Source organism: Litoreibacter albidus (genome assembly GCF_900107015.1).
Classification (GTDB): Bacteria; Pseudomonadota; Alphaproteobacteria; order Rhodobacterales; family Rhodobacteraceae; genus Litoreibacter; species Litoreibacter albidus.
Window position 1 is genome coordinate 192,593 of sequence record NZ_FNOI01000002.1, and the last position, 17,406, is coordinate 209,998.

General features: G+C 59.8%; 16 protein-coding genes. 9 read left to right on the forward strand and 7 right to left on the reverse strand.

Annotation, left to right across the window (positions count from 1 at the left end; translation table 11 throughout):
* Positions 1-44: 44 nt before the first annotated feature.
* Positions 45-1,085: a rod shape-determining protein gene (locus BLW66_RS05930; RefSeq protein WP_089946042.1), complete on the reverse strand. Its 1,041-nt coding sequence runs from the start codon at positions 1,083-1,085 to the stop codon at positions 45-47.
* 155 nt (positions 1,086-1,240) lie between these two features.
* Between BLW66_RS05930 and BLW66_RS05935 the strand changes: the two genes are divergently transcribed.
* Positions 1,241-2,011, forward strand: a complete 771-nt coding sequence (locus BLW66_RS05935; RefSeq protein WP_089946044.1) for a 23S rRNA (adenine(2030)-N(6))-methyltransferase RlmJ — start codon at positions 1,241-1,243, stop codon at positions 2,009-2,011.
* A 131-nt stretch (positions 2,012-2,142) separates the two neighbouring features.
* On the opposite strand, the gene BLW66_RS05940 is transcribed toward BLW66_RS05935, so the two are convergent.
* Complete coding sequence (locus BLW66_RS05940) at positions 2,143-3,048, reverse strand: MFS transporter (RefSeq protein ID WP_244508565.1); 906 nt, start codon at positions 3,046-3,048, stop codon at positions 2,143-2,145.
* 359 nt (positions 3,049-3,407) lie between these two features.
* Between BLW66_RS05940 and BLW66_RS05945 the strand changes: the two genes are divergently transcribed.
* Complete coding sequence (locus BLW66_RS05945; RefSeq protein ID WP_244508593.1) at positions 3,408-4,373, forward strand: GlxA family transcriptional regulator; 966 nt, start codon at positions 3,408-3,410, stop codon at positions 4,371-4,373.
* A 125-nt stretch (positions 4,374-4,498) separates the two neighbouring features.
* Here BLW66_RS05945 and BLW66_RS05950 read toward each other — a convergent pair whose 3' ends face one another.
* Positions 4,499-6,055 carry a 2-isopropylmalate synthase gene (locus tag BLW66_RS05950; protein WP_089946050.1) on the reverse strand — a complete coding sequence of 519 codons (1,557 nt, stop codon included), beginning with the start codon at positions 6,053-6,055 and terminating at the stop codon, positions 4,499-4,501.
* Between the two features lie 12 nt (positions 6,056-6,067).
* Entirely contained in the window at positions 6,068-6,235 is a 168-nt protein-coding gene (locus BLW66_RS17870; protein ID WP_170833409.1) for a hypothetical protein, read from the reverse strand.
* Between the two features lie 421 nt (positions 6,236-6,656).
* On the opposite strand from BLW66_RS17870, the gene BLW66_RS05955 reads away from it, so the two are divergent.
* The 4 genes from BLW66_RS05955 (at position 6,657) to BLW66_RS05970 (ending at position 9,632) form a co-directional block, all read left to right on the forward strand.
* On the forward strand, positions 6,657-6,848 hold the full coding sequence (locus tag BLW66_RS05955) for a hypothetical protein (RefSeq protein WP_089946052.1): 192 nt from the start codon (positions 6,657-6,659) through the stop codon (positions 6,846-6,848).
* A gap of 170 nt (positions 6,849-7,018) precedes the next feature.
* A complete protein-coding gene (locus BLW66_RS05960; RefSeq protein WP_139254529.1) occupies positions 7,019-7,576 on the forward strand; it encodes a hypothetical protein in 558 nt (185 codons plus the stop codon).
* 32 nt (positions 7,577-7,608) lie between these two features.
* The gene (locus BLW66_RS05965) at positions 7,609-8,268 is read left to right on the forward strand and encodes a response regulator (protein WP_089946056.1); all 660 of its coding nucleotides are present in this window, start codon (positions 7,609-7,611) and stop codon (positions 8,266-8,268) included.
* Positions 8,265-9,632: an ATP-binding protein gene (locus tag BLW66_RS05970; protein ID WP_139254530.1), complete on the forward strand. Its 1,368-nt coding sequence runs from the start codon at positions 8,265-8,267 to the stop codon at positions 9,630-9,632. The genes BLW66_RS05965 and BLW66_RS05970 overlap by 4 nt, the downstream gene beginning before the upstream one ends.
* Here BLW66_RS05970 and BLW66_RS05975 read toward each other — a convergent pair.
* Positions 9,629-11,050 carry an MORN repeat-containing protein gene (locus BLW66_RS05975; RefSeq protein ID WP_089946060.1) on the reverse strand — a complete coding sequence of 474 codons (1,422 nt, stop codon included), beginning with the start codon at positions 11,048-11,050 and terminating at the stop codon, positions 9,629-9,631. The genes BLW66_RS05970 and BLW66_RS05975 overlap by 4 nt on opposite strands.
* 156 nt (positions 11,051-11,206) lie before the next feature.
* On the opposite strand from BLW66_RS05975, the gene BLW66_RS05980 reads away from it, so the two are divergent.
* Both BLW66_RS05980 and BLW66_RS05985 read left to right on the forward strand, forming a co-directional pair.
* On the forward strand, positions 11,207-12,865 hold the full coding sequence (locus BLW66_RS05980; RefSeq protein ID WP_089946062.1) for an NAD+ synthase: 1,659 nt from the start codon (positions 11,207-11,209) through the stop codon (positions 12,863-12,865).
* A 54-nt stretch (positions 12,866-12,919) separates the two neighbouring features.
* Entirely contained in the window at positions 12,920-13,738 is an 819-nt protein-coding gene (locus tag BLW66_RS05985) for a CE1 family esterase (protein ID WP_089946064.1), read from the forward strand.
* A gap of 11 nt (positions 13,739-13,749) precedes the next feature.
* Here BLW66_RS05985 and BLW66_RS05990 read toward each other — a convergent pair whose 3' ends face one another.
* Together BLW66_RS05990 and BLW66_RS05995 are read right to left on the reverse strand one after the other, a co-directional pair.
* Positions 13,750-14,841: a PAS domain-containing protein gene (locus tag BLW66_RS05990; protein ID WP_089946066.1), complete on the reverse strand. Its 1,092-nt coding sequence runs from the start codon at positions 14,839-14,841 to the stop codon at positions 13,750-13,752.
* Positions 14,842-14,964: 123 nt separating this feature from the next.
* Complete coding sequence (locus BLW66_RS05995) at positions 14,965-15,879, reverse strand: MBL fold metallo-hydrolase (RefSeq protein WP_089946068.1); 915 nt, start codon at positions 15,877-15,879, stop codon at positions 14,965-14,967.
* A 156-nt stretch (positions 15,880-16,035) separates the two neighbouring features.
* On the opposite strand from BLW66_RS05995, the gene gltX reads away from it, so the two are divergent.
* Positions 16,036-17,361: a glutamate--tRNA ligase gene (gene gltX / locus BLW66_RS06000; RefSeq protein ID WP_089946070.1), complete on the forward strand. Its 1,326-nt coding sequence runs from the start codon at positions 16,036-16,038 to the stop codon at positions 17,359-17,361.
* The last annotated feature ends 45 nt before the right edge of the window (positions 17,362-17,406 follow it).

Below are 17,406 nucleotides of genomic sequence, written 5' to 3' on the forward strand. Positions count from 1 at the left end.
TCAGTCCAGACTGCGCAGGGCCGCCCTATCGCGGCCCGATAGGGTTAACTATCGTAATCTATCACGTGGCGCAGTTGTTTTTCGTATTCAAGCGCTTTGCCGGTGCCCAGCGCCACGCAGTTCAGGCTTTCATCCGCCACCGAAATCGCCAGCCCCGTTTGCTCACGCAGCGCCAGATCCAGCTCGCCCAGCAGCGCGCCACCACCGGTCAGCATCACGCCGCGGTCCACAATATCAGCCGCCAGATCGGGCGGCGTGGCCTCCAGCGCTGTCATCACCGCTTCGCAGATTTGCTGCACAGGTTCGGCCAAAGCCTCAGCCACTTGGGCTTGGTTAATCTCTGTTTCCTTGGGCACGCCGTTCAACAGGTCACGCCCGCGAATTTCCATAGAAGCCCCACGCCCGTCGTCGGGCATCCGCGCGGTGCCGATGGATGTCTTGATCCGTTCCGCCGTCGACTCGCCCACCAGAATGTTCTGGTGGCGGCGCAGGTAGGAAATCAGCGCCTCGTCCATGCGGTCACCACCAACCCGAACGGACCGCGCATATACAATGTCGCCCAAGGACAGCACCGCAACCTCGGTCGTCCCGCCACCGATATCCACAACCATCGAGCCTGTCGGGTCCGTAATCGGCATACCCGCACCAATCGCCGCTGCAATCGGCTCCGCAATAAGGCCCGCTTTGCGCGCGCCCGCGCCCAGTACCGACTGGCGGATGGCGCGCTTTTCAACGGGGGTGGCGCCATGCGGCACGCACACAATAATCTTCGGCTTTGTAAAGGTGGAGCGACGGTGAACCTTGCGGATGAAGTGTTTGATCATCTCTTCCGCCGTGTCAAAATCCGCAATCACGCCCTCGCGCATCGGCCGGATCGCCTCGATGGAGCCAGGCGTCCGCCCCAGCATCAGCTTCGCGTCTTCGCCCACAGCCAAGACTTCGCGTCGGCCGTTCTTGGTGTGATACGCAACAACCGACGGCTCGTTCAAAACGATGCCCTTGCCCTTGACGTAGACCAGCGTGTTCGCTGTCCCTAGGTCGATAGCCATGTCAGACGAAAACAAACTCGAAAAGATGCCAGCCATGAATGTTTTTGTCCCACGCAATCAAAAGTAACCGCCGACTCAGCCGTCGACGGGGAAGGTTTGCGACTTATAGGCGGGCGACGCGCCGGTTGAAAGCCACCTGAGCCGTCATATCAGCACTATTCCGCCTCCCCTATGCAGGTTAGAAGCGCAGCATGCTTTCATACCAACACATCTTTCATGCGGGGAACCCCGCTGACGTCCATAAGCACGCACTTTTGTGCGCGATGCTCAGCTATATGACCCGCAAGGACAAGCCGCTCAGCTATCTGGAAACCCACGCGGGGCGCGGGCTCTATGATCTGTCCTCCGACGCAGCCCTCAAAACCGGGGAGGCCGCTGCTGGCATCGCGGCGCTCACGGATAAGTTCGCGCCGGATCACCCCTACATCAAAGCGCTCACCACACTGCGCGATTGGCACGGGCCCTCGGCCTACGCGGGCTCTCCGATGCTGGCCGCCCTGTCGCTGCGCCCCGCCGACAAGCTGCATCTTGCCGAACTCCACCCGCAGGAACATCAAGCCCTGCGCGATACCATGCGCCCCCACAACGCCACCTGCTACAAGCAAGACGGGTTTGAGATGGCGCAGGCCGTTTGCCCGCCAGAGCCGCGGCGCGGCCTCATGCTGATTGACCCTAGCTATGAGATAAAATCCGACTACGACGCCATCCCGCGCCACATCGCGAAGCTGCACCGTAAATGGAACGTCGGCGTGATCGCGCTTTGGTATCCGATCCTGACCTCAACAGCGCACGCCCAAATGGTGCGCGCCCTCTTGGATCAAAACCTGCCCGACGTGCTGCACCACGAGGTCACATTCCCCCCCGTGCGCGACGGGCACCGCATGACGGGCTCCGGCATGTTCATCGTGAACGCGCCCTACGGGCTGGACGCCGAGGCCAAATCCCTAAGCAAGATATTCTAAAGGCCCACCGCTGGGACCATATGACGGCGACGAAGGGCGCGACTTAGACACTGGTTGCAAGATGCTCTGCGCAGAGCCCAAAGTGACAAATACAGCGGCAGCCGACAATGCCTGCTTTACTCCAGTCAAAGCTACGCGACCACGCGCATTTCTTTCACGAACACCGCTGTTGCGACCACTAACAACCCAAGTGAAACAGCCGCAAGCACGACCCAACCGAAGCCCGCGATGATTGCACCAGCGGCAAAAGCACACAGCGTTGAAACCAGCGCGATCACCGTATCGTTCGCGCCTTGCACCAGCGCCCTCTCGTCTGCCGACACAGAATTTGCGAGCATCGTGGTCGCACCGATGAAGCCAAAGTTCCATCCAATGCCCAATAAAACGAGCGAGCCATAAAAGTGTGCCGACGTCAGACCACTTTGCGCCGCGATTGAAGACACGATCAGCAGCGCCAATCCAATAAGGGCAATTGGATGCACGCCAAATCTCTTGATCAAGAATCCGGTAAAGAAACTGGGGGCAAACATCGCCACAACGTGCCAACGGATGACGTCACCCGCTACCGCTTCGCTAAAGCCGCATCCAATCATGGCGAGCGGCGTCGGCACCATCAAGAAAACCATAATACCTTGCGAGACGGCTCCAAGCCCAACTGCCAGCCGGACGGGTTTTCGCTTCAATACTGATAGCGATGCCAAGCGTTCCTTGAAGCTTTGCGGAGCCCCGTTTGTAGGGGCGGGCAGATTCGTTAGCGCCAATGGGAGCAAGCCTACTAAAGAAAGCGCTGCGAGCGCGGCATATGCGCCAGCTAGCGGAACCGGTGCGAGCATATCTTTTGCGACGATGAACATTTGAGGACCAACAAAGGCGGCAATCAACCCCGACGTCAGCATCAATGAGATTGCAACAGGCTGCCACTCTGCGCTTACGGTCTCGGCCGCCGCGAACCTAAAATACTGATAGCACGCAAGCGCGGCGCCCAATGCAAGATGCGCGCTGCAGAGTAGAAGGAAGCTGCCTGTATACAGGGCCAAAACCCCGAGCAAGGCCCCGACGACTGCGCAGAAAACGCCCGTGACAAAACCGGCTTTTCGCCCACGCCTGCCCATCAAAAGCGAAAATGGCGCAGCCGCGACCAACCCCGCCAGCGCTTGAAGTGATGCAGGAAGTGTTGCCAATGCCGTCGAAGGGGCCAACATCAATCCGGCCAGACCTCCCAAGATAATCAGCATTGGCATGGCAGAGCCAAGAACCGTGTTCGCCAGCAGCAGGCCTAAATAGTTGCCGTTCCGAGAAATGAACGAGCTATACATATCAAATATCCAGATCAATTTGCGTTAGGGACTTGGTAACGCACCTCCCATCTGTCTAATATGTCAATATGGCATCAATTATGGACACTTCGCAAAAAACCCGTTCCATCGACGTCTTGCTCTTTGATGACGTCAATCTGCTGGATGTCTCTGGTCCGGTTCAGGCTTTCAATACAGCAAGGATGAATGGTCAAAAACGATACTCTGTTCGGTATGTTTCGTTTGACGGTAGTCCAGTCAGAGCGGGTTGCGGATTGCGTATGACCCCCGACGCGGCGCTGTCGCCAGAAACCACAAGCGACGATTTGTTGATCCCAGGCGGCGCCGGTGTTGATGCGCTGATCCCCAATAGCGCGGTCCGCGATATCGTGGCGAACCACCTGGACCGTAAGCCGAACGGGCGCGTCATTTCAATCTGTTCCGGCGCATTATTGCTTGCTGCGGCAGGCGTGCTGGATGGACGGGCCGCGACAACCCATTGGTCCCGTTTGGCAGATACGAAAGAATATGACCGTGTGTCATGGGACCTTGATCAGATCTTAACAGCGCAAGACCGTGTTTTCACGTCAGCAGGTGTTACGACAGGTATCGACCTTGCCCTTTCAATCATTCGCGCAGACTGTGGCGCGACCGTTGCGTTAGCGGTGGCACGCGAGCTGGTTGTTCAACTGCGGCGTACAGGCGGGCAAAGTCAGTACGCCATTCATTTGGCTGGGCAATTCACCAAAGACGACGCGCTCACCAAACTGATCGAACAAGTCGTCGCCCAACCACATTTAGACTGGTCACTGGATGCATTGGCGCAAACCGCGGGTATGAACCGACGGACGCTATCACGTCACTTCAAGCGCGATCTGCAAGAAAATCCTGCGCAGTTCGTGGAACGGATACGTGTTGATCATGCACGCGGGCTGATGGCTGATAAATTACCGTTGAAGCAAGTTGCACAGCTCAGCGGTTTTGGCGACCTTCAACGCATGCGCCGTGCCTTTCAGCGCAGGTTTGGCATTCATGTCAGTGACTACATGAGTTCATTTGTGACGTAGGTGAGGCTTAACGAAAGCAGCCATTTACGCAGCCGCAGATGGAGCCGGTAGCATACGTCACACCGCCGCCTGCCACGCGCTCCAGAAAGAAGCGCGCCGCAGGCGCTCATTGAGGTCAAGCCTAGTTAGCTGACATCTTTATAGGACACTTCCGCCTTGTCGCCGCCTGCCTTCTCGCGGCGCACCACCAGACGGTTCAGCGCGTTCACATAGGCCTTCACCGACGCGACCACAGTATCAACGTCCGCCGATTGGCCGGTCGCGATCTTGCCGTCTTCCTCCAAACGCACCGACACTGTCGCTTGCGCGTCCGTGCCCTCGGTCACAGCCGCCACTTGGTAAAGTTGCAAGCGCGCCGTGTGTGGGAACAGGGACTTCACCGCATTGAACGCCGCATCCACAGGGCCGTCGCCTGTTGCGGACACCGATTTGGCCACGCCATCAATTTCCAGCGTCATCTCGGCGGATTTCTCCAAGCCCATGCCGCAGGACACTTTCAACGCCGTCAGCTTGATGTGGTCCTCTTCCGCGTCACCCGTCTGCATCAGGGCGATAAGGTCCTCGTCGTAGACTTCCTTCTTCTGGTCGGCCAACGCCTTGAACCGCACAAAGACGTCTTTCAGCTGGTTGTCGCCCAAGTCGAACCCCAACTCCGCAAGTTTGGAGCGCAGCGCAGCGCGGCCCGAATGCTTGCCCATAACGATGTTGGTTTCGCTCAAGCCCACGTCCGCTGGACGCATAATCTCGAAGGTCTCCGCGTTCTTCAGCATGCCGTCTTGGTGAATGCCACTCTCATGGGCGAAGGCGTTCTTGCCGACGATCGCTTTGTTGAACTGCACCGCGAACCCCGACACAGATGCGACCCGGCGCGAGATGTTCATCAGCTTGGTGCTGTCGATGCCCGTCCGGTACGGCATGATGTCGTTACGCACTTTCAGCGCCATCACGACCTCTTCCAGCGCCGTGTTGCCCGCGCGCTCGCCCAAGCCGTTGATCGTGCACTCAACCTGACGCGCCCCCGCCTCCACGGCGGCCAGCGAGTTGGCTGTCGCCATGCCAAGGTCATTATGGCAATGCGTCGCAAAAATGATCTCATCCGCACCCGGAACCCGCTCCAGCAGCATCTGGATCAAGGCGGCACTTTCGCGCGGCGCCGTGTAGCCCACGGTGTCGGGGATGTTGATCGTCGTGGCGCCCGCCTTGATGGCAATCTCGACTGTGCGGCACAGATAGTCCTCCTCCGTGCGGGTCGCGTCCATCGGCGACCATTGCACGTTGTCACACAGGTTGCGCGCATGAGTTACCGTTTCATGAATGCGGTCGGCCATCTCGTCCATCGTCAGGTCCGGAATGGCGCGGTGCAGCGGCGAGGTGCCAATAAAGGTGTGGATGCGTGGCTGTTTGGCGTGTTTCACGGCCTCCCAGCAGCGGTCGATGTCCTTCAGGTTGGCGCGCGCCAGCCCGCAAATCACCGATGTCTTGGCCTGCTCAGAGATTGCCTTCACAGCGGCGAAATCCCCCTCCGATGCAATCGGGAAGCCGGCTTCGATGATATCGACGCCCATTTCGTCCAGCAGACCCGCGATCTCCAGCTTCTCTGCGTGGCTCATTGTGGCACCCGGAGATTGCTCGCCGTCGCGCAATGTGGTGTCGAAAATAAATACTTTGTCTTGTTCGCTCATGATCTCAATCTCTCAAATACGGGGTTTCGCGGCGGCAGTCTCTGCGGCGCCAGTGTTGGGAAGGCCTTGCGGCTCTGTTATCAGGGCTTGGCCCTCAGCACGGGCGCGGTGCGCCACCGCCTGCAAATCCCGACGGGACGAAAGCAGGCTCGGCTTTTGTTCAAGATTGACCTTCTGCACGGGGTCACTCCTTAGCTATTTGGTTTTTTGGGAATGTCCGGTGCTGGCACTACTGAGCGGCACGCACCGGGAAGGCACGCTCAGCGTAGGCTAAGAAGTAGGATATGTGCGTGGATGCTCATGGGGAGATAATACGAATCCCGCCTCAAAAGGAAAGATGCAAATTCAAATCACCTGAAGCTGCCTTCAAAAGGTCTGATTCTACGTTAACGATTCTTTAATATCGGCGGGGTTTCGCCGCCGAGAGCGCCTCCCCACATCCTAAAAATTCACATAAACACCTGACAACAAACGATAATACATGATTAACCGAATATGAACGCGGGGTTCTCACTTAGTTCAACATCTTTCCGCCATAAATAGACCCATGGACGGCAGGCCCCGACAGACCGGCCCGACAGACCAAACGAAGGAGACCACCATGACCGGACGATTTGCCGAGAAAGCCCGTACCCGCCGCATCGTAGCCCTCCAGGCGATGCAAGCGAAACGCGCAGGTGTGACCCCGAAAGCCGTGAACCTCTGCACGGCAAAAGCCTCACGCTTCCCGCCTATTGAAAAGGTGTTGGCAGCACTCGCAACGAAAGACCCCTCCCGCCTCGCGGCGGCATAAACCTCTGAAAACTACCTTCCCCCAGAAGCTAAACTATCCCTCCTTGAACGAAAGGCCGCCTCCTCTGGGCGGCCTTTTTCGTTGGTCGCCGCCAGTCTTTACGAAAAAAGTATGAAGAAAACCTTGGCCGTTCATCCTCCATTCATGTTCGTTCAGCTATACGGTCCCTCATGTTCAAGAGTGTGTTCCTCCTCGGCGTCGTTGCCATCGGTTTTAGTTCCCCTTCCTTAGCGTCCTCTGCGCGGGAAATGGGGCAGTCTGAACTTCGTCAGATTGCCAAATCCGGTGGCACCATCAGCATGAAAGATACACTAAGTTCAGTTTCCGACTCCCTCCATGCCACCGTTGTTGAAGCACGCGCCTTCAACGCGGATGGTGTTTACTACCGCCTCGTCCTCAAGCGATCCAACGGCAAGCTGATCAGCGTTATCATTAACGCCCAGAACGGCCGCCAAGTGTCCCCCAAGTCATTCAAGGGTCGGCAGGTCGTGGCGGCAGCCTCTGCTAAAGCGCGTACAAAAACCTCCTCTGTAAAGCCCCTTCTTGGTCGCTCCAACGGCCAATCAGGGGGCGTTAACTCCTCCAACGTCACAAGCACCGCCAGCCGGAACAGCGTCAATGTGGGCGGTAGCGCCTCGGTTGGCGTCGGCGTTTCGGTGGATGTTGGTGCGGGCCTGGGGTCGGTATCGCAGGCCGTCGGCAATACAATTTCCTCTCTTCAGCCATAAAGCCGCCCAAATCACGATCTAAATCTGCAGGCATGAGAATATTGCTTGCAGAAGATGACGTGACTCTTGCGTCCCAGGTTAAAACCCTGCTCACCGCGGAAGGCCGCGTCGTAGATGTGGCCCATGATGGCGAGGAAGTCGGTTTTCTCGGTTCAACCGAACCTTACGACATGATCATTCTGGATCTTGGCCTGCCCACCCGCGACGGCATCTCCATCTTGAAAGAATGGCGCTCCGAAGGTTTGGACGTGCCAATCCTCATTCTCACAGCCCGCGACGGCTGGACCGACCGTGTTGACGGGTTGGACGCCGGCGCTGACGACTACATGACTAAACCGTTCCACATGCCGGAACTCGCGGCCCGCGTGCGCGCCATGCTGCGCCGCAAATCCGGTCGCACCAATCCGCTGTTTGAAAAAGACGACGTCGCGTTCGACACACGGAACGCCAAGGTCACCCTTGGTGGCGTGCCCGTTGATCTGACGTCGCAAGAGGTCGCGGTGCTGTCCTACCTCATCCACAACGCCGGTCGTCTGATCTCGCGCACCGAGTTGAGCGAGCATATCTACGAATACGATCGCGACCGTGATAGCAACACCATCGCCGTCTTCATCACCCGTTTGCGTAAGAAGCTGGGGCCGGACTTCATCCAGACCATTCGCGGACGCGGCTACATGGTGGACGCGGCGTGAGACTCTCCCTACGCCGCAGAGCCATGATCGGCGGCGTTATGTCTGCGATGGCGTCCATCCTTGTGGGCGTCGTGGTTCTGCTCAGCTCCATCGAAGACAATGTGCTGGAACGCTTCGACCGCTCGCTGGCGGACCGCCATTCGCAGTTGGTCGCAGCCTTGAACAGCGCAGCGGATGCCCCCGAAACGCTTGAAAGCCGTCTCTTCGATCCCGCTTACGCCACGCCGTTTTCCGGTCGCTACTGGCAAATTTCCTCCGACGACGGTCGGGTCTACACCTCTAGCTCAACCTTCGGCTTCACCCTTCAAGAACCGCAAGGCGGCCCCGAAGACCTCAGCATCGCGTCCATCAGCGGGCCAGAGGACGAAAGAGTGCGCAGCGTGTTCCAACAAATCACGCTCGAAGATGGCAGCGTCTGGAACGTCAGCGTCGCCGAAAGTCTGACCGCCCTGACCAAGGAACGCATGCAAACGCGCCGCTCCTTGCTGCTTGCTTTCGTCTTCGTGGGCCTCCTCGGCCTCGCGGGCTCAATCGTGCAAACCACCAGCATTCTGCGCCCGCTCGACAAGCTTCGCCAAGACGTGGCAACCCGTTGGGAGCAGGACCGCGACTTGAAATCCACCGACTACCCCGAGGAAGTGGCCCCGCTGGTCGAAGACATTAACGAACTGTTGTCGCGCAACCGCGACGTTGTCACACGCGCGCGCCGTCAAGCCGCCGACCTTGCCCATGCGCTGAAAACACCGACCGCCATCCTGCGCAATGAACTGGCCCTTCTGTCGGCACAGAACCACGATATGGGCGCATCATTGGATGCCTTGGACCGCGTCGACGCGCAGCTTGGCCGCTCCCTTGCGCGGATGCGCGCCTCCAACAGCGGCTCCGCTGCCCGTGTCCGCACCGATCTATCCAAGTCCATCGACCGCTTCACACGGTTGTTCAGCGCAATGGCCGAGAAGCAAGGCAAAGGCATGCGCTCCGCTTCTGCGCCCTTCCTGACCATTCGCATGGACAAGCAAGACATCGAAGAAGTCATCGGCAACATGCTCGATAACGCGCTAAAATGGTGCGAAAACGAAATCTCGATCTCCGCCAGCAAGAAGAATTATGGCGTCGAAATCCTGATTGAAGACGATGGCCCCGGCATCCCGGAGGGCCGCGAACGCGACGCTTTGAAATCCGGCGGCAGGCTCGACAGCTCGAAACCCGGCACGGGCCTTGGGCTGGCAATCGCCATCGACCTGCTGCAAGCCTACGGGGCGGAACTAAACTTGGAACGCTCCGACGCGCTTGGCGGGTTGGCCGTGCGCATCTTCATCCCAAGCAGGGCGCGTCCCGCGTTGCCGCTGAAGGCCGCCGCTTAATTCTCCGGCGCGGTCTCCGTCTCAACCGGTTCCGCATCCGGCTCAATCAGCAGCCCTTCGCTCCAAACACCGCTGGCGACCTCGCCATTTGCGTAGGTCAGCACCCCTTTGCCCGACCGTTGGCCCGCTTTAAACGCGCCCTCATAGACATCGCCCGTGTCGTAGGTCGCGACGCCCTCGCCTTCCATCTGGCCATCGCGCCACATCCCTGTGTAGCTGAATCCGGTCGTCGTGGTTAACGTCCCGACGCCTTCGCGCTTCCCTTTGGCAAAAGCGCCCTCGTAAACCATGCCGTTGGGAAAAGTCGTTTTACCCTGCCCGTGCTTCTCTCCCGCAAGCCACTCACCGGTGTAAACCTTGCCGTCTGGAAAGGTCATCGTGCCCTGTCCTTCGTTCCGGCCGTCGCGAAACGCGCCCTCGTACCGCACGCCGCTGGGGTAGGTCGCAACGCCCGTTCCCTCAATCACGCCTTTGGTCCAGTCGCCCTCATAGGTTGCGCCGCTGGGGTAGGTAATTTTGCCTGTGCCATCCGCCAGATCATCCCGCAGCTGTCCCACATAAACGGAGCCATCCGGATAGGTCACCGTGCCTTCACCCTCCACGCGGCCATTAACCCACTGCCCTACATACGAAAATCCGTCCGCTAGTTGGGAACTGCCTTGCCCGTGGCGCTGATCCGCCTTGAAGCCACCCTCGTAGATATCACCGTTGGCGAACTCCAACCGGCCCTGCCCCTCGCGCGCGCCGGCTTTCAGGCTACCGGTGTAGACGTCGCCATTGCCACTGCGGCGCACGCCTTCGCCCTCCATCTGGCCCGCGACCCAATCGCCTTCATAGGTGGTGCCGTCAGGCATCTCCAACCGGCCGTTGCCGTGGCGCATCCCTGCGGCCATATCGCCGTCATACGTGGCCCCGTCCGCATAGGTGATCTTGCCGCGTCCTTCCTTGACGCCGCCCGCCCACTGGCCCTCGTAGCGATACCCATTAGGGTTAACCATCACGCCGATCCCGTGGTGCTGCCCGTTCAGGAACTCCCCCTCATAGCGCACGCCTTGGGCGTAAACCGCGATCCCGCGACCCGTAATTTTGCTATCAACCCAGTCGCCCTCATAGGTGCCGCCATCGGCGTAAATGATCTTGCCGAACCCGTTCGGCTTGCCGTCTTTGAACTGCCCTTCATAAAAAGACCCGTCCGGAAAACGCGCGGTGCCTTGGCCGCTGACCTCACCATTCACCCAGTTGCCCGAATATTCATAGCCATTCGGCAGGGTGAAAATCCCCTGCCCGTGGCGCTTACCTTCCTTGAACGTGCCGGTGTAGACGCCGCCGTCTTCGTACTGCTTGGTCCCCGTTTCCTGCGACAGGGCCGGACCGGTGGCAAGACCAAGACAAACGAGGGACACAACACTAAGGCGCATGGGTAGGTACTCCGACGGATAATTTTGCCAGAGCCTAGTGGAGCGCCCCGCCCCTGACAAGCGAGCGCGCCCCACAGGCGGCCCGTTTTCGCGCAGCCTCTTTCCCTCCGGCGCGGGTCTGCTAAATGTTGGCGCGTTGATCGAAGGACACATCACATGAGCGACACGTTCCGCCTCACTCTGGCCCAACTGAACCCCACCGTTGGCGATTTTTCCGGCAATGCCGCCAAAGCCCGCGATGCGTGGCAGCAGGGCAAGGACGCGGGCGCGCAAATGGTGTCCCTGCCGGAGATGTTTTTGACCGGATATCAGGTGCAGGATCTGGTGCTGAAACCTGCCTTCACCAAGGGTGCTATGGCCGCCGTGGATCAACTGGCACTGGATTGCGCAGATGGCCCCGCCTTGGGGATCGGGCACCCGATCCTGATCGACGATGTGCTCTACAACGCCTATTCCATTTTGGACGGCGGCAAGGTCAAATCCAGAACGCTGAAGCATGAATTGCCCAACACCGGCGTCTTTGACGAACGCCGTCTATACGCCAAAGGCCCGCTCGGCGGTCCTTATTCCATCGACCCGCTGCGCATTGGCACCCCCATCTGCGAGGACGCGTGGCACGAAGATGTGAGCGAAACCTTGGCCGAATCCGGCGCAGAGCTGCTGCTGGTGCCCAATGGCTCCCCCTATTATCGCGGCAAACATGACGTGCGCCTCAGCCATATGGTGGCCCGTGTTGTGGAAAACGACCTGCCCCTCGTGTACCTCAATATGGTCGGCGGGCAGGATGATCAGGTCTTCGACGGCGGCTCTTTCGTGTTGAACCGTGGCGGCAAGCTGGCCGTGCAACTCCCCGCCTTCGACGAGGTGATCGCCCACGTGGATTTTATCCGCGACGTGGAAGGTTGGACAGCCGTTGAGGGTGAAAAAGCCGCACTCCCCGATGATTTTGAGCAAGATTACCGCGTCATGGTGGAAGCCCTGCGCGACTACATGCGCAAGACAGGATTTGAGAAAGTGCTGCTTGGCATGTCCGGCGGGATCGACAGCGGGCTGGTGGCAACCATCGCCGCCGATGCGCTTGGCCCCGACAATGTGCGCTGCGTCATGCTGCCCTCGGAATACACCTCCGAACACTCGCTAGAAGACGCGTCGGAAGCCGCCCGCCTGCTTGGAACCCGCATTGACACGGTGCCAATCGCAGGGCCGCGCGCCGCCGTGACCGACGCCCTCGCCCCGCTTTTTGAAGGCACCACACCGGACCTGACAGAGGAAAACATCCAAAGCCGCCTGCGCGGCGTTCTGCTGATGGCGCTGTCCAACAAGTTCGGTGAAATGCTGCTCACCACCGGCAACAAATCCGAGGTCGCCGTGGGCTACGCCACCATCTATGGCGACATGGCGGGCGGGTATAACCCTATAAAAGACCTATATAAAATGCGGGTGTTTGAAACCTGCCGCTGGCGGAACGCCAACCACCGCCCGTGGATGATGGGCCCTGCTGGCACCGTCATCCCCCAGCGCATTATCGACAAGCCCCCGTCAGCCGAGCTGCGCCCGGACCAGAAGGACGAGGACAGCCTGCCACCCTACGAAATTCTTGACGACATTCTGGACCGGTTGGTCGACAAGGACCAATCCGTCGCCGAAGTTGTCGCCGCTGGGCACGACCGTGCGGTGGTCAAAAAGATCGAGCATCTGATCTATATTTCGGAATACAAACGCTTCCAATCCGCCCCCGGGCCGCGCCTGACTGACCGCGCGTTCTGGCTGGATCGCCGATACCCGATTGCCAACCGCTGGCGCGACGACAGCTAGATCGCACGGTGTTGTGATTTGTCTGGCGCGCCGCGTTTTGGCACCAATTCAGGCATGCAATTCTTGAACACGCTGCTGGCAGCAACAAGCCTGACCGTCGCCGCCGCCACATCCGCCTTTGGCTGTGGGGCGGATAGTGACTGCACCGTGGGCGACCGCACGTACCGCATTGCCATGCCCGATGGCCACGACGGCACAACGCCCGTGGGGGCTATCGTGTTTTCGCACGGGTATCGCGGGTCGGCCGCTGGGCTGATGCGCAACCGCAACCTGCGCGGGCTCATCTCTGATATGGGGCTGGCGCTTATCGCCCTGAAATCCAAGGGCGATGACTGGGTTTTACCCAATTCCCCACGTCACATGGACAGCACCGGCGCGGCAGAGTTTTCCTATGTGGACGCCGTCATCGCCGACGCCAGCAGCCGCCACCCCCTTGATCAGGACCGTTTGGTCGCGGCAGGTTTTTCGGCGGGCGGCATGATGACATGGAACCTTGCCTGCGCGCGCCCCGCGCTTTTTGCGGGGTTTGTTCCGATCTCCGGCACCTTCTGGAAGCAGCCGCCCCCCAGTTGCGCGGGGCCCGTGGCCAGCATTGTTCACATCCACGGCGATGCCGACCCGACCGTACCGATGGATGGCCGCCCCATCATGGCGACCCGACAGGGCAAAGTGACCGACGCGCTGGACATGTATCGGGACTTCGGTGATTTCACCTCAACCGCCCCGAGCCGCACCGCGCGGCTGTCCTGTGACAACAGCACCAATGCGCAAGGCGCAGTGCTGAACCTGTGCATGTTCGAGGGTGGGCACAGCTTTCGCAGCGAATTCCTGCGCTACGCATGGGAAACGCTAGAGGATGCGGGTCGGCTGTAAGCGGCGTCGATCTACCCCACGCCCATCTGCTTGTGCGCCGCTTTGGCGTAGTGGATCACCCCCGGCAGCGTCACACGCACCGTCGCGCCATCCGTCAAGCAGGAGGTGGTCGTCAGCTCCCCGCCGCGTTCTTTCACAAGGGCCGCAGCCATCGCCATGTCGCCACCCCACTCCGCGCCGTTCTGCTCGAACGCGCTGTCATCCGTGATGGTGAACGCCAAAACGCCGCTTTGTAATTCTTCAACCGTCACCTCGATTGAACTCGCCGCGCGGAACGTTGCCTGCTCCAGCAAGCAACGTAAAACCACCTGTGTCACGGCCCAATCCCCATCAATCGGCAGGTTGGGCAACGTCATGGCGATACGGCCCTCAGGATCAACCAGCGCGGCAATGTCGCGGCACATATGGGCCAGATCAATCTCCACAAATTCGACCGGACTTTCGCGCAAATGGTCCGTGCTGCACAGCACCTCGTCCAACTCATCTATCGCATCCACCACGATCGTTTGGATCGTGTTCAAATGTTGCGCCTTGCCGTCACCCAGATCTAGAAACCCGTCGCGCAGCATATCAAGGTAGGCAAGGATCGAGCGCAGCGGTGATTTGGAATCGAGGATCGAATTCGTTGCAAAAGCCCGCACCTTCTCCGACGCCGCCCGTTGGGAGCTAAGCTGCTGCGTCAGCTCTATCTCGTGCTGGTTGGCTTGGGTCACGTCAACAGCCACACCAATGATCTGCGTCACAGGCCCGCCTTTGCCCGCGCCGAAAATTGGGGACAATGTCGTGCGCCACCACCGTGGTCCCGACGGCAGTTCCAACAGCTCGACATAGGATTCAATCTCGCGGCTTATGCGGCACCGCTCGTAATTCGCCACGACGGTATCCGCCTGCCGCTGCGGCAGGACGTCATGCGGAGACTTGCCAATCAGTGCCGCGACGTCGATCCCCGTCTCGGTTTCGTGCTGGCCGTTAAGATGACCGAAGCGAAACTGCCCCTGTCCAGAAGCGTCGGCGCTGACATCCAGCAAGAACGACGGCAGCCCGACCAGTTCCATGACCTGCTTGATCTGTGGCGACCCAATCCAACGCAATTTTCCCGACATGCTACCCCCTGACTTTCACAAGTAACGTAGCGGTCAGCAGGTTTAGAACTTGATAACACCCGCGAGGCAGATCAGGTCATATCGAGGCAAAATTGCCTAAAATGGTTTGGGTCGCGCAGAGGGTTACAGCATCATTTGGTAACTCATCGGCACGTATTCAAAGCCATCGTCCTTGGCCGCGACATACCCCATCGCGGGGAACGGCATGTGGTAGCCGACCATTGGCACGCGGTCCGCGGCCAACATGCCCAACACCTTGCGGCGTGACTTGGCGGCTTGCGCCTTGTCCATGTCGAAACGCACTTCCCAGTCCGGCTTGGCCAAGGACCACACCGGATGGTTCGCCAAATCGGCGATCAGCATAAGCTGTGCGCCGTTGCTCTCGATCATATAGCCCATGTGGCCCGGCGTGTGCCCAGCGGCGGATACCGACGTGATGCCCGACGCGACGGTGGCGCCGTCCTCGATCATTGTCATTTTCTCGGACAACGGGGCAACCTTGGACTTGAAGCCGTCATTGTCGGCTTTGGCCCAGTGGTTATGCTCCACCGATCCCGCGATGTAGGAGGCGTTCTTGAACGTCTCGCCCGCATCCCCCATTAGCCCGCCGATGTGGTCGCCGTGCATGTGGGTGATCACCACTTTGTCGACCTGATCGGTGGTATATCCGGCGGCCTCCACGGCGGCGGTGATGCCGTCCGCGTTTAGCCCCGTGTCAAACAGGATCACTTCGGAGCCGGTGTTGATCAGCGTCGGGGTAAAGAAGAACTGCACCTTATCCGTCGGCAAAAACGCGTCTTCGGAGACTTTGGCGAATTCCTCAGGGCTGACGTTCATCCCGAAAATGCTCTGCGGTTCATCCCGCGCGGCGGTGCCCGCCAGCAGTGTGGTCACTTCGAATTCACCAAGTTCCACGCGACGGGATTTGGCGATATCCATGCCCTTCATCTCGGCCTTGGCGGCGGCGGCCTGTGGCAAAGCGGCGGCGAACGGTAAGCTGGCCCCAAGGGACAGCGCGGTGCGGCGGGTCAGTGTCATGGCAGGAACTCCTATGTTGAACGTGGACAGTATAACAAAATAGGGCTTCGCCTCCTAAAGCCAATCAACAGCCGGTGAAGACGCGCAATACGGGCACATATGGACAAATGCGGGCCGTTGTGGTTCACGAACCCCAACCCGAAAAGGACCGACCACATGACTGTTACTCGCTTCGCCCCGTCCCCTACCGGCTATATTCACGTCGGCAACCTGCGCACTGCGCTGTTCAACTACCTGATCGCACGCAAGGCGGGCGGGCAGTTCATCCTGCGGCTGGATGACACCGATCCCGTGCGCTCGACGCAGGAATACGCGGATGCGATCAAGGTTGATCTCGAATGGCTCGGGATCGAGTGGGACCGCGTGGAGACACAATCCTCCCGTCTGGACCGCTACATGGAAGCCGCCGAGACCCTGCGCACCAACGGTCGCTTCTACGAGGCATTCGAGACCCCGACGGAGCTGGACCTGAAGCGCAAAAAGCAGCTGAACATGGGCAACCCGCCAGTCTATGACCGCGCGGCACTCAGCCTGTCCGACGGCGACAAAGAGGCCCTGCGCGCGGAGCGCGGCGATGGCGTTTGGCGCTTCTTGCTGGACCAGCAGCGCATTGAATGGACCGACGGCATTGTCGGCGACATCTCCATTGACGCGGCCTCCGTCTCCGATCCCGTGCTGATCCGTGGCGACGGGCAGGTGCTTTACACGCTGGCCTCTGTGGTCGACGACACGGAAATGGGCATCACCCACGTCGTGCGCGGCTCTGACCACGTGACCAACACCGCGACCCAAATCCAGATCATTCAGGCCCTCGGCGGCAATGTGCCCAGCTTCGCGCACCACTCCTTGCTGACTGGCCCGCAAGGCGAGGCGCTGTCGAAGCGTCTGGGCACGCTGTCCTTGCGCGATCTACGCGAATCCGGTGTGGAGCCAATGGCCCTTCTGTCCCTGATGGCGCGCCTTGGCTCCTCCCAGCCGGTAGAGCTGCGCACTACGATGGACGAACTGGTCGAGGGCTTCGACCTGTCCCACTTCGGCGCGGCCCCCACCAAGTTTGACGAGCAAGACCTCTACCCGCTGACCGCGCGGTTCCTGCACACTCAAAGCACGTCGCAGGTGAAGGCCGATCTCGACGCATTGTCGATCCCTGCCGACAAGCAGGACGCGTTCTGGAACGTGGCCCGCGAGAACATCACCACCCGCAAAGACATCGCAGGCTGGTGGGATCTCTGCGTCAACGGTGCCGATCCGGTCGTGGACGACGAGGATAAGGATTTCGTGGTCGACGCCATGGCCATGCTCCCCGACGCGCCATTCACCGACAGCAGCTGGTCCGAATGGACCGCCGCCGTGAAGGAAGCCACTGGCCGCAAAGGTCGCGGGTTGTTCATGCCCCTGCGCAAGGCGCTTACCGGCATGAACCACGGCCCCGACATGAGCGCGCTCATGCCGCTGCTACAAAAGATCAAAGCGAAGGGCTAAGCCCGAGGCAAGCCCATCCGGCGTCTCGTCGGATGGGCGGCGACC

Coding starts and splice junctions, on each gene's coding strand:
- BLW66_RS05930 (WP_089946042.1), bottom strand. CDS start 1,085: ATGGCTGGCATCTTTTCGAGTTTGTTTTCGTCTGACATGGCTATCGAC.
- BLW66_RS05935 (WP_089946044.1), top strand. CDS start 1,241: ATGCTTTCATACCAACACATCTTTCATGCGGGGAACCCCGCTGACGTC.
- BLW66_RS05945 (WP_244508593.1), top strand. CDS start 3,408: ATGGACACTTCGCAAAAAACCCGTTCCATCGACGTCTTGCTCTTTGAT.
- BLW66_RS05950 (WP_089946050.1), bottom strand. CDS start 6,055: ATGAGCGAACAAGACAAAGTATTTATTTTCGACACCACATTGCGCGAC.
- BLW66_RS05955 (WP_089946052.1), top strand. CDS start 6,657: ATGACCGGACGATTTGCCGAGAAAGCCCGTACCCGCCGCATCGTAGCC.
- BLW66_RS05960 (WP_139254529.1), top strand. CDS start 7,019: ATGTTCAAGAGTGTGTTCCTCCTCGGCGTCGTTGCCATCGGTTTTAGT.
- BLW66_RS05965 (WP_089946056.1), top strand. CDS start 7,609: ATGAGAATATTGCTTGCAGAAGATGACGTGACTCTTGCGTCCCAGGTT.
- BLW66_RS05975 (WP_089946060.1), bottom strand. CDS start 11,050: ATGCGCCTTAGTGTTGTGTCCCTCGTTTGTCTTGGTCTTGCCACCGGT.
- BLW66_RS05980 (WP_089946062.1), top strand. CDS start 11,207: ATGAGCGACACGTTCCGCCTCACTCTGGCCCAACTGAACCCCACCGTT.
- BLW66_RS05985 (WP_089946064.1), top strand. CDS start 12,920: ATGCAATTCTTGAACACGCTGCTGGCAGCAACAAGCCTGACCGTCGCC.
- BLW66_RS05990 (WP_089946066.1), bottom strand. CDS start 14,841: ATGTCGGGAAAATTGCGTTGGATTGGGTCGCCACAGATCAAGCAGGTC.
- BLW66_RS05995 (WP_089946068.1), bottom strand. CDS start 15,879: ATGACACTGACCCGCCGCACCGCGCTGTCCCTTGGGGCCAGCTTACCG.
- gltX (WP_089946070.1), top strand. CDS start 16,036: ATGACTGTTACTCGCTTCGCCCCGTCCCCTACCGGCTATATTCACGTC.